Annotated in this window: 8 protein-coding genes; 1 reads left to right on the top strand and 7 read right to left on the bottom strand. The window is 47.6% G+C overall.

Annotation, left to right across the window (positions count from 1 at the left end):
* Positions 1 to 2 precede the first annotated feature (2 nt).
* From A3773_RS07980 to dsr1, 6 genes are all read right to left on the bottom strand, one after another.
* On the bottom strand, positions 3 to 2,075 hold the full coding sequence (locus tag A3773_RS07980) for a 4Fe-4S binding protein (protein ID WP_197462744.1): 2,073 nt from the start codon (positions 2,073 to 2,075) through the stop codon (positions 3 to 5).
* A 254-nt stretch (positions 2,076 to 2,329) separates the two neighbouring features.
* A complete protein-coding gene (locus A3773_RS07975; RefSeq protein ID WP_067984819.1) occupies positions 2,330 to 3,247 on the bottom strand; it encodes a winged helix-turn-helix domain-containing protein in 918 nt (305 codons plus the stop codon).
* 153 nt (positions 3,248 to 3,400) lie between these two features.
* Positions 3,401 to 3,880 carry a hypothetical protein gene (locus A3773_RS07970; protein ID WP_067984817.1) on the bottom strand — a complete coding sequence of 160 codons (480 nt, stop codon included), beginning with the start codon at positions 3,878 to 3,880 and terminating at the stop codon, positions 3,401 to 3,403.
* Between the two features lie 420 nt (positions 3,881 to 4,300).
* Positions 4,301 to 4,705, bottom strand: a complete 405-nt coding sequence (locus A3773_RS07965; protein ID WP_067984815.1) for a hypothetical protein — start codon at positions 4,703 to 4,705, stop codon at positions 4,301 to 4,303.
* Between the two features lie 712 nt (positions 4,706 to 5,417).
* The gene (locus tag A3773_RS07960; RefSeq protein WP_156473471.1) at positions 5,418 to 6,665 is read right to left on the bottom strand and encodes a hypothetical protein; all 1,248 of its coding nucleotides are present in this window, start codon (positions 6,663 to 6,665) and stop codon (positions 5,418 to 5,420) included.
* An 83-nt stretch (positions 6,666 to 6,748) separates the two neighbouring features.
* Entirely contained in the window at positions 6,749 to 10,573 is a 3,825-nt protein-coding gene (gene dsr1, locus A3773_RS07955; RefSeq protein ID WP_067984811.1) for an anti-phage defense-associated sirtuin Dsr1, read from the bottom strand.
* Between the two features lie 739 nt (positions 10,574 to 11,312).
* Between dsr1 and A3773_RS07945 the strand changes: the two genes are divergently transcribed.
* Entirely contained in the window at positions 11,313 to 11,690 is a 378-nt protein-coding gene (locus A3773_RS07945; protein WP_067984807.1) for a hypothetical protein, read from the top strand.
* Between the two features lie 3 nt (positions 11,691 to 11,693).
* On the opposite strand, the gene A3773_RS07940 is transcribed toward A3773_RS07945, so the two are convergent.
* Positions 11,694 to 12,131: a hypothetical protein gene (locus A3773_RS07940; RefSeq protein ID WP_067984805.1), complete on the bottom strand. Its 438-nt coding sequence runs from the start codon at positions 12,129 to 12,131 to the stop codon at positions 11,694 to 11,696.
* Positions 12,132 to 12,168: the final 37 nt, after the last annotated feature.

The raw sequence follows: 12,168 nt of genomic DNA, 5'->3' as shown, positions 1-12,168 counted from the left end.
CCCTAAAGCGTACTACTAGCGATCAACGCCTCTGAGCCTACTTTTTTGAGCTTGCGACCATTTCGTTTTTCCAATATTAAAGGGACACAACGTTGATCGCTTTCATAAATTTCAACACAGTCCAGACATTGAAAACACTCATCATAATCAATACTCCCATCTCTGTTAATCGATTCATATGCGCAGCTTTTTTTACAAAGCTGGCAAGGCGAGCCACATTCATCCCGGCGCGGCAGCCAGTTTAGCAATCGAAATTTACCCAAAATCGCCATAACTGCACCTAATGGACAGAGGTAGCGGCAATAACCTTTATAAATAAATGTACTGGCCAGAACGGCGAATACTGCCCAGAGGACAAAGGGCCAGTAACGCGTAAAATAAAGAGTGATACTGGTTTTAAAGGGCTCAATTTCGACTAAACGATCTGTCCAAACCGGGGATATAAATGCCGCAACAAGAATTGCGAAAAGCAGCAGGTATTTTAGTTTTTTAAGAATACGATCCAGTTTAGGGCTTGGCTCAAATGTTTGTAAATTCAAGCGGGCTAGTATGCGGGCGCTAAGTTCCTGTAGAGCACCAAAAGGGCATAACCAGCCACAGAAAGCACCTCTTCCCCAGATAAAAAAAGTTGGAATAACGAAGGCCCACAAGACCAATGTCATAGGGTCATAAAGGAAGAAGTTGAGATTTCCGCCTGCCATTAAAGATTGAATGGTACCCGTGATATTTACAATCGAAAGCTGCCCCTGTGCATACCAGCCTATAAAAAACAGGGTAAAAACAAGGTAGCAAGTTCGAAATATTTGCAGATGTTTAGGCTGCGCCATTACGAATTTTGGTCTCAGTAATACAACGCATAAGACTATCAAACCCGCTGCAAGAATGGTGAGATCCCATTGCCGTTTTTGCCAGATTGACACCCAAGTTTTATTCGCGCTGTCGGGTTCAAAATAATAGGCTTCTGGAACGGTATATCTAAAATTAAAACTCTTGGTGATTGTGGGCAGGTAAACAATGTCATCTCCCCGACTGATCGAAAACTCAAAATCCAGAGGTAAGGCAATATCAATACCTGAAGTGTCGATAACCCGGTAAACCATCCAGTCAGCCTTTTGCAGGCGAGCCGGTAGTTTGACGGTATACTCAGGGTTGTAGAGATCTACGCGCTCACTAAAATCGAAATCACGCATCTCGATAGGTAGGCCTTCCTGGCGCAGCAGAATACGGTCCGAGATACCACCTCGCAAGGTTTTATCATGCACAAAAGAGTAACGACCGGTGCTGACTACCAGTATCGCATGATCGCCGGTTTCTAGATTATCCTGTAGAAATTCCCAAGATGTTGGTGACAGAAGATTACGCCCAACCGTTGGAATAGCCAGATCCATCACATACAGCTCAGTTAGCAGTTCATTCGGGTACTGCTTGGCAATTTCGTCAATCTCGGCAGCCCGAGTCTCTGTAAAAAGTTCTTCCACTTGGCTATTAGTAATGCTGACTTTCCTAATCAAACCCTGTTCTATTAGACTGAGCCAGTTCATATCGGTGAATAGCTCCATATCAATTTTAGCGATCAGGTCTGGGTCTTTGCCTGCACCAAAACCCAGTTTGGCACGGGCAACCTTTAATGCCGATGACAACAACGTTTGATTCAAAATACGGATAGATGCAGTCGCGCCGGAAATACCATCTAGGTAAGTGTTTTTGCCATCACTGGGTTTACGTTGGCCCTGATTATCATTGAACTTGATATTATGCATCAGGGATAAGCCTTTGTACTGTTCCACAAATTCGAACATGGGCTTTTCACCAACCCCACCCACAAACATCGGCTCGCGGTGAAATAGCACCCGTACATCGAGAAAACCACCCTCGGTATCCATCACTACGAGCAGGTTATAGGGAATACCCATAAAACCGGGGATAGAGGAGTAGTTGATCGACTCATAGATATACCCGACCAGATTCAGGCCTGTGACCTCCTGTTTGAAAAGAGGCCATAGCTCCAGTTCGGTATCTTTATCCCCTACGAAATAAGGGTCAGGAAAGAGGGGTTCTAATTTGCTCTTATCCATAACACTGACCACCTTAATGCCAGCGCTTTCAACCGAACCCGCAGCAAAAGATGGACCTGAAAATCCGTAGAGTAAAACCCATAGTAAAAAAGCAGTAATCCGGAAAAGCATCCTGTATAACCTTTTGTCTGTCGCTCTGGAAAACAAACTGTCAGAACAGCTTGAAGTACAGAATCATTTAAAAGGTTACTTAGGAAAAAGGTGTCAGAAAATTAAAAGAAAAGTGTAATGATTTTAAAATCATAAGGTTAAGCCTAGTTTAGGGGATAACGATACCCTTGCCCGTGGACCGTTTCTATCAATAAACAGCGGTTACGACCCGGGTCGATTTTCTTGCGTAAAGTCATTATATGCTGCTCAAGAGAGCGACTGCTGGGAATAAAATCCCGTCCCCAACCAACGTTGTATAGATGATCTTTACTAATCACTTCATCCGGATGGTCATGGAAGCATCTCAGCAACTTGAGGTCCCTAGAGCCGATACTTGCACTGAAACCATCGCGACTAATTTTCATACGTTTAGAGTCAACCTCCATATCCCCCAAAAGAAAAATATAACTGGTATCTTTTTTCTTCTGTAGTGGTTCTGAGGTTTTAAAGTATCTCACGTAAGCCAGCGGCAATAGCAACAATCCAGCCACTAGAACCCAAAGATGACCCAGCGAAAAAACAAGTGGTTCAATGGGTTGAAACAGTGCCTCAACCAATTGAGGCTTGGTAACATTTAACCCTTTTGCTAGCTCCTTAGAGTTAATCAGTAAACAAACTGAAGGCAGGCTATTAGAGCAAAAGAATGTTGAATCCACCTCGATATCAAACGCTTCCCACGCAGTAGGTTGAGCTGCACGACGGAGTGTTTGCAACCTACTTAGGTTATGGGTGATGGTCACATCATATATATGAGGCGCGGATTCCTGATCAGGAAAAACCAAGCGTCCCTGATTATCCCAGATACCCACCGCTTCGATTAAAGGAAGAGAGGCCTGACGCAAACGAATATCCGTTTGTGAGCCATGTATGATTCCCTGCTGAAACCATGCAACTTCCTTTATCAGGAAGTGTTCTGCCTTAGCTCGGATGTCTTCCGCGTTGCTTCCCGCTTGCACCATAGAGTGGGCAAATATAAGAGCTACGACTAGCAATACATTAAACGTGGTTTTCAGTAAGCACATGTTTACAGCAAATACCGCTCGTGTGTAGAGATCTTGGGTACCAGATTAATTCACTAGTTTTGGGAAGACAACGGTACTAAATATCGAAAAGAGGCCTCCCACCACCCTAAATGAGAGGGAGGTAGATGACCATGCTGATACTTTATGGCGATGTTACTCAGAATCACCTTCGTTATGACTCAACAGGCAAGTGACCGCCTGCAGTGCTTGTTCGGGGCTATTTTCCAGTTCCAGCTCTGCAAAGCGTCTTATGGCGATTTCATGATCAACTAAGTATTTGAAGAAAGGCTTATCTTGTTTAGGTGCTTGAGCTTCCAAACGTTGGAAGACATCTAAAAACATCTCGGTTTCCTTGAGTATAATTTTCATCACCAAACGCCAAGGGAAAATGGGGAAAATCAGCCCCAAAAAACTCCCTTTAATTGCAGCCATCTTAAGGTCGGGTATGGGTAATTGATTGTATTCAAAATAGTCAAGAACCCGGGATTTTGTTTGTATTTCCAACTGCCAAAGAGCTTTAGCTTTGCGCTTTTTTACTCCGGTCGAAACATAGTAAGCAGATCGAAAAGAGGCTTCGCCATAGGCCTCAGATTGTAGTGTGACGATTAAGTCCTTAGACAGTTTTAGGTACATAATGACATAGCTCTCCTGTGTCTATTAACAGATCACCAGCTCTAGCTGACGTAAGTTATCTGTTTAATGGGTAAGCTGTATCGTTATGTCAGAAATATAAAAGAAAAATGCAAAATTACTATAACACCAGTTAGTTATCTGATTAGGTGGCTGTAAATTACGGCTTTTCCACATTGTGGGAACTACTCGGTCAGAGCTAAGAGTGGCGGCCATAATATAAATAAAGCGCGTAACCCAAAAAAACCAGCCCCAAAAGCAGGGCACTTACTTATACCCACCACTCTAAAAGTAATCCTATGAGAGTTTTTATAGACTCTAACTAACAAAAAACAATTCATATTAGTAGAAAAGCTATACGTATCTCTTGTTTGCAAAACATGTGCTCATGTTAATCACATGTTCGATAATACCTTTCCCTACTTACCCTGTAGCCTTACCGTGCCGAATCGCGTTATAGATTAACGGCACAACAACTAACGAACTCAACACCAGCAACGCACAACACTGAAAGTAGATATAACGATAAGGGTGTGCCCAACCACCACTAAACTGATTACCCATAAACAGTGTGCTAAACAACAGAAACACAAGGAAGCTTAAGGCTACGGCAACAACACGCGAATACCTCCACTGACTGACAAGCAGCATCGCCATCAACGCAGACGGCAGCATAAAACATGTGGCTACAAGCACACCAATACCCCAGCTCACACCCCCTCGCTGGGGATGCCCTAGATCTGATGCGATCCCACTGCCTAACCAATATAAAAGATATAAGGCAACGGTAGCGAGCAGACTGATTCCTATAGCTAAGATTATTCTCATAATAGCGTTAGCACTTTTACCGAGCCCCGCACATTTAGCCGGTTGAATGTATTAAAAACAGGTAAGGGGTTTTGCTTAAACAATCGTAGATATACCGTTCTTATCGCCAAAGGGTTACCTACCTACTCATAAAAGGCTCAGCCATAAAAGACTCACTCATAAAAGTCTCGCCCATTTAATGAAGTCACTTTCTGTAACGTGCAGCCAAAGACGAGTAGGGCAATGCCCACTATATTTTTTAATTGATGCGAGTACGACAGCATAACCACAGCACAACGACAGTACGACAACAGCAGTACAACTTACCACAAAGCGTTTACTGACCAAGGTAACACCGGCGGCGTCACCTCTCCACCTTGCGCTGATTTAATCACTTTATTTTAAAAATAGTCGGAATTTCGGCTTTATATAATCACTTCTGAGGGGTTTTAAAGAAGGTCTCAACTGATTGCATAACCCAAGAAGAGAGAGCAGCAGAGGGCTTTATAGTGCCCGTGACAGGCCAAGTTTACGCCTATAACGCAAAAAACAGCCCGAAGGCTGTTTTTTAAGGTCTATCGATATTATTCACCCTGCAGGAGGGCGAGAGAAATAATCCACGTTCATATAGAATGAAATTGACCTAGAAGACCGGCTGTCGATCCAAAGCCGTCCCGCCACGGATAAATAGACCAGACCCAATTTATTACGAGCGTCCTAATTGAGGCGTTTGTTATATGTTTACTTTGAGGCACCGTAGAGATTTTTTGTCGTCTAACGGCCCGCTAAAACACAAACTACCTTCGGCTTCCTTAGGCGTTTCGTTTCCATAGTAAGGGTTTTCCATACGATCAAGCGTAAGCTTAAAGTGGTGCACTTGGTTAAACAGCGCTAACTTCGCCTCGAAATCTTGGAACCTAGCAACATACTCAACATATTGAGGAGACGAAACCGCAATCAAAATGCTGCCCACATAATTTCTGAGTTTCGACGTAGAAGGGGCGCTGCTATGACTTACGTCGATTTGTTTTGCAAACTCAGCCGGCGACAATAGGGCTAACCGCTCTAGCTCTAGGTAAGTGGGCGCTACCGCATTAATGGTCATATTCGGCTTGTAGACAAATCGGGTTAGCCATCCTGGAACCTTACCTCCACTTTCAAAGAACTCGGGATGTTTATCTAAACCTTTGAACGTGTAGTAAGACATGCCGAACTCTCGCGAGGCGATCATGGCGAAGCTCTTTTCCGATGGACTTAAAGCAGGAATCCATTTAGCGGCAGCTTCATCATGCGTCAGAATGATGCTCATAACATCGATGATTTCTGATAGCTTCATAAGAAACACCAGCTTCCCAATCAAGTTATCCTGCAATGCCATTGCTCGTCTTAGTTGGGAAAATTGAAGCGATAACGCATCAATCGCCTCCGTCGCGTTCCCCGCGTTATAAACCGATATAGCTTCAAGTACCTTTATACGTTCGGCTGCAGCCATGTATTGGTAAGGCGGGAATAACTCATGAATCGTCGGCTTCGAAAGGGTTGTGTACTCATCAAACTCAATGAACCTATTGGATCGAGCAACCAGTAAACGGTGCTCGCTTACTAGATTTTCAATATCAAATGGTAATGAAAAAAGGGACGCCAGACAGCCACGCTCCGAAGCGTTACAAAACGCATCTCCCGTTGGTAAAGGTATTTTTTTAGAATCGGGATAGTCGGTAACCGCATAAGACCCGTCGACATCTAATTTTCGATACTCCTCTAAAAGCTGACTACCGACCTTGAGCGGGCCATCCGCTTCACTGGCAAAGATCCCATAGAGATAAAGAAATGACTCACTCGTCCTCTCACTATCAAGGCGATCAATCAGCCTAATAGCGTCTTCACTTAGGTCATCATCAACCTGCGCCAACAATACAACAACAGCGAAGAGGGGAATTAGGATAGCGAGTAGTTTTTTCATAATAGAATATAATGCCATGGTTTTGCCGCGCATCGGAGCGCAAGCGTAGGAGCGTCCGACAACAGCCACTTGTTAGACCTACCGATCACGTGGTGCCACTTTCACACACCGCGCCTTCGAAAGTATTCACTTAGTCGCTGGTATCGAGCATCTTGCCCAAGCTGTATATCAGCCTGCACGATGTCGTCCAAACATTGCCCCAGTTCCCGGGGCGCCCACTGTTGATCGCCAATCACTGAATTCAACAGCAACTGTGCCCCCGTTGGGAATCGTTTACACAGGCCAGATTCGGCAAGTAGATGAACGACGTAGTGAGGGTGTTCAATGGGTTGCAGCCAGTCCTGCACTGCAGCCAAGGCCGCCGGAAACTCGCCTCGGGCAGCAATGACCAACCGGGTCAAGGACTCGGCGATTCGCGGGGTCGCCAAGTCGCGGGACTTTGGCCAGATCTGTTGCCAGAACGGCTGGACACGGTTTTTCCAGTAGTCTTCACGCTGATCGGCTGCACCTTCAAGCGTCTGGGAGAGCGCCTGCGCGGATTCCTCTAGGCCTTCTTGTGGAAGCGAACCAATCGCTGCGCGAAACTCCTCTACAGTGTATCCCTCGGTCGGACCCAATGCCACGTAGGTGAGGAAAGTTGCGAATTGCTGGCGGTGCTCGCCAAGATCGGCATAGTGGTTTGCACTATCCAGAAACTGTGACTTGAAGGCTGTCAGCAATGGCTGGTATAAACGGGGTGACCAGAGGAATCCTTCCCAAGCGGCCTTGGCTTCAACGGAGTTACTCCAGCTGAACAGCGGCAGTAGGTGCTGTTCGGTCCAAGGGCGATCCACACGAAAAAATGCAATCAGCCGCGAACTCATCAGCACCCGACTGTGCCGGAATCGATCTATCTGCACGTCGCATAGAGTGGTGAAGATGGGCTTTAATTCAGCAGGAAGCAGATCGTTGTCATTCGGGTTCTGCTTGAACCACAAGTTGATTAAAGACTGCGTGACATGCCCGACCGGGTGATTAATGGCCTCCGTAACAGGTTGGTCAATTGATGCTCCGTTGCTCGTCATTCCCGTGCCCGGATCAATCGGCAGAGCCAGCACGCGCTGGCACAAATTCAGCAGGATGCTTTCGTGGACGTTGATGGACTTGGAAACGGCTTCCATCCACCACGTCACACCATGGGCAATCTCCTGAAGAACTGCATCGGGCATGGTCTGTACCAGCGGCGCGGCGTATCGCCAAGAGCGCAGCACTATTCCTTCTTCAGCCCAAGTCTGTAGAGCTTCGCGCCATCGGGAAGCGGGCCACACGTCATCCTGTGCTAGATCGCACAATGCGGACAAACTGTGAAAGAAGCGCGAACGGCAAACCTCACGCCACGTGTCTTCGTAGAAGGGCCGCCGTTCTTGCGCCGGTTTTGTGAGCCATTGCACCAGGTCCTGCCGCTTGCGGGGTGCAATGTCGACTTCTCGGCTGTCTTCGTAATCCGGATCGCCCGTGCCACTCATCCAGCATGAGAACTCGTCACTTTCATTGTTCGCCAACTGCCATTGCGAGTAGGTAGCGGATATTTTCGCCAAGCGTGCCGCTGCAGGCGCCCCCAACACGAGGCCTGATGTGTTCAATTTGGCCAAGCGGAGCCAGACGGAGCGAGCCACCAAGCCTTGCCACCGATCCTCCTCCAAATCGTCTCGGTACATCGCGCGCGGCGGGCCTGCCAATATGGCTGTTTCCAGACGTTCCTGTGCAGCCCCTGCCAAATGCCGTCCCTGCAGAACGATCAGCCTGAACACCTCCCGCCCTGTATCTGTGGACCACAGCCACGATGCGTTTTCCGCCAGCAACCAATCCACCCACTGTTCTGTCGGAATGCAGTGGTCGTGGCTAGCGGCAAATAGCGCCAGACGTTTAAAGGCGGGATACGGCAATTCAAACCAAGCCTGAGCCATGCGCGTGGCACGCGCGCTGTCATTGCTATGAACCTCCAACCACGCGTCGCGCAGCAATTCTATCAGGCTTACCCAGTCTCGGAACCCCCTGTTCTGCCGGTGCGGCGTGATGGATGGCAGATCCCTATGCGAGCGGTCGCTACGGTTGTCGTCCTCGCCCAACTCGCACAAAAGATCCAGTGCGTCACGAAGCAGCTGCTGGAAGTCTTCAAACAGCTGCGGCAGAGCTGATTTCCATGGCTCATCGGCAAGGTCGCGCAGCGCGGAATGCACGTGATCAGTGGCCAGCACCAATTCCCAGTCCACCAACTGCTTGATTTTTGTAGACTCATCGGTACTGCTCGAGTCGTCGCTCCAGCGAAACGGCTTCTTCAAAACCACCTTGGGGGCAAGCAGCTCGCGTAACTCCAGACGCAATGTCGTAGTCAGTCCCTCCCGTTTCAGTCGATCATTCCAGCGATACAGATCGGAGTCGTGCCACGGGGATTTCACCCGACCGCTGAGCAATAGGCGCCACAAGGTATGCATCAAGGGGCCAGGGATCGCCTTGGGGGCATGCAAGCGAATTTCATCCAGCTCGGAGGTTTTGCCTTGACGCGCCAATGAAGCAAAGCGATCCAGTTCGTGCTCAATCAACCACTGCCACCGGTCATGCATTTGCCCACCGCGCTCAGCAATCCAGATGATAAGTCTCGGGTCATCCAGGTGGCGTACCAGCCAGCGGGCCAGATGGAACATCACATCATCCCACTGGATGCTGGTTAGGTCCCCGGAGGCCAGTAGCATGGATGGGGCACGGTCATAGGATGCGGGTCGGCAAATCAGACTGAAGCGCAGCTCGGCATCCACATCATCTTGTGGCGGCACGCCAAAACGTGCTAGATCGCCGTGCCCAAAACGTTCATGCGAGAAGGGCTCCAGCAGCCAGTCCAGCGAAGGGACAGGATTGAGGTCCGCAAAGCGCTTTGCCGGTAAACCTGATTTATCTGACAAGGCCCACAGCATCCGGCCAACGAAATCGTCCTGCCGCGTGCTGTCCTGTGGACGAGCAAGGGCGTGTTTGACGACAATGGCCTCTTTGCCCTGCACTCCGTCGCGGTAGGTATCTGCCCAAGCATGCAAAGTCTGGTGTAGCGCTGAGTGGTCATGGCTACCAGCAGGTACGTTGTAGAGTATAGGAGTGACACCCTTGGCTTCCCACTCGATGGTCTTACTGTGCTCTTGCCCCGGTTCGCAATCTCCCAGTGCCCAAGCCTGCGGCGTGACTTCTCCAAGCATCCGGTCGGCAGCCAGCGCATCCATCATGTAGCGAAGCACTGGATCGTTGATGCTGTAACCCACGAAGCAGACCACATAATTGCGGAACAACTCGCTTACAAAGCGTGCCGCCCAGCGCTCTGTGAGGTAGGCCAAGCCGAAATCACCGCTAGTGACAACCAGACGGTTCAGGCTCGTGTCGTCCACCTTTCCAGGTAACAGGCCGTGTAGATAAACCAGCCCGTTCCAACGGCTGTTTTTGGGGATGGGCAGCATAGGGGCTGCGTACTCTTGGAACTCTTGGTCCGTGCGTTTGGCCGCCACGTGAAAGATACGATCAAAGTTGGTGGTGACCAGCCGCAACGCTCCCTCACGGTTGCGCGCCAGATGCAACAGCGCTGCCTGTGTATTGGTTGCCTCCTTGCGGCGGAGTTTTGGCTTCAAGGCATTTGCCAAAGCACGACGGACGGCCAAACGCTGGCCCGGCAGGCGCCGTTCGAGCAGATCAAGTGTGGCATCGAACTGCCCACGCTCGAAGGCCCCTCGTTCAATGTCCGAAAGTGCCGTTCCATTCAACCGGTAAATTTGCTCTACAAGGCCCTTGAAACCCGGCAAACCGGCAGGGTAGGAAATCCCTGCTCCGCAAAAGAACACCACGCGACCATCCTCATGCGCTTGCAAAAGCTCATCCGGTATATCAGGGCCGTCCGTGATGAATTGCATACCTATACTTCCTATCCAATGCGTATGTTTATTCGAGCAAATGAGGGCTCAACGGATCTAACATTTATATATACGGGGGTCTGTGTATCGACCCGCACCGTTATCCGTTAAAAACAGGTGGTGTGATTTGAAAAGGAAGGGGAAACTAAAGAATTGAATCGTACTCTTCCGTGACAAAACAAGCATGCGTATTAATAGTTGATAGCCATTGAACCTGCTAAAAGCAGCTCAGTATATCGCCCCATGCCAGACATCCACCTGTCTGATTTATCACTATTTTTAACCTAAGCGGGCAGGCAATACAATTATCATTTTGGACAGGTAAGGCTGTAAATCCGCAGGGAAAGCGCTTATGTGGAAATAGACTGCCCGCCTAAACAGCAATGGCAGAGAAAAATCTCGCCCGAGGCTTGCTCAGATATTTACTCAGGCATTCGCTCAGGGGCTGAGCTCCTACAGCATATTTTGGGAGCTGAGCGCGTTTATATCTATCCGTTAGCGAGCGATAAAAAAAGCCCCGACATTGCTGTCAGGGCTTTTTAGGATAAGTAAGTATGTCGAATCTCATGAAAGCTAGAACCGGAGCAGCTGTAGTTTATATCCGTTGCAGTATTCATGACATCTCTAAAGTATCTCTCATGTCATAGATTTTGAAACCAAATCCCAAAATCCTATTAGCTCTGATACTATTTAAACACTTTGTGTAGAACAAAAGTACTGTACTGTGAGAGGGTAGCCGATGGAGTGGTTTGAAGATAACTGGCAATGGTCAATTACTACAATAATTGCTTTGGTAGCATTGTGGATTGCTTACAGCGAGCTTAAGTTAAATAAGTATCGACAGAAGCCCATAAAAGAGGAACAGCCCTTAGTTAGAGAATATGAAAGCACTGATAAGTTAGCTTTCAATCATCACGTCAAAGTTCTATCACTAAGAGCCTTAAATGGACTGCAAATCTTATTGGTTGGAGGCACAGGGATTATGATGATAGCTTCCTACGAAACCCATCAAAAGCTATGGTTAGGCAATATCGGTATTGCTCTTATAATCTGCAGCTATCTGATATTGAAGCGACTCCATCTGTGGGATAAATATCATAAGAACAGATACAAATAACAATTAACGACTTTCGAGCTTACTTTCTAACGCTTCCTTTTTTGTCCTCATTTTGTTCTGAACAGACTCTTTATCAATAAGCTGAACCAACGATCTAAAGTGAGCGAAGAAGATTCCTGCAGCAGATATCAAGCAGATGAGAGCAATAATTACAGCTACAGATTTGAAAGGGGCCAGGGGACCTAAGAAGTAAGTAGCTACAAGTACCACAGCTGCTGTGGCACACAAACCTAAAGAAAAACAAATTACCTTTACTGAGACCCGGATTAGCTCCTTGTAGCCATTACCGATTCGATCTAAGAATTCAATTTCGAAGTCTAAGTCAGCAATCTTCTTCTTAACTCGATACTCACTAATCTTCTGATACTTCAGAAATAACCAGCTTGCTATAAGGCTACAAACTATTGAAAAAATTGCTGTAGAGAGCGATATGTCATCCATGATTAAATCCGATATCTCATTTTTAGGCTATATAAGT

The sequence above is a fragment of the Neptuniibacter pectenicola genome, assembly GCF_001597735.1.
Taxonomy (GTDB): domain Bacteria; phylum Pseudomonadota; class Gammaproteobacteria; order Pseudomonadales; family Balneatricaceae; genus Neptuniibacter; species Neptuniibacter pectenicola.
This window is presented reverse-complemented; position numbering and strand designations above follow the sequence as displayed.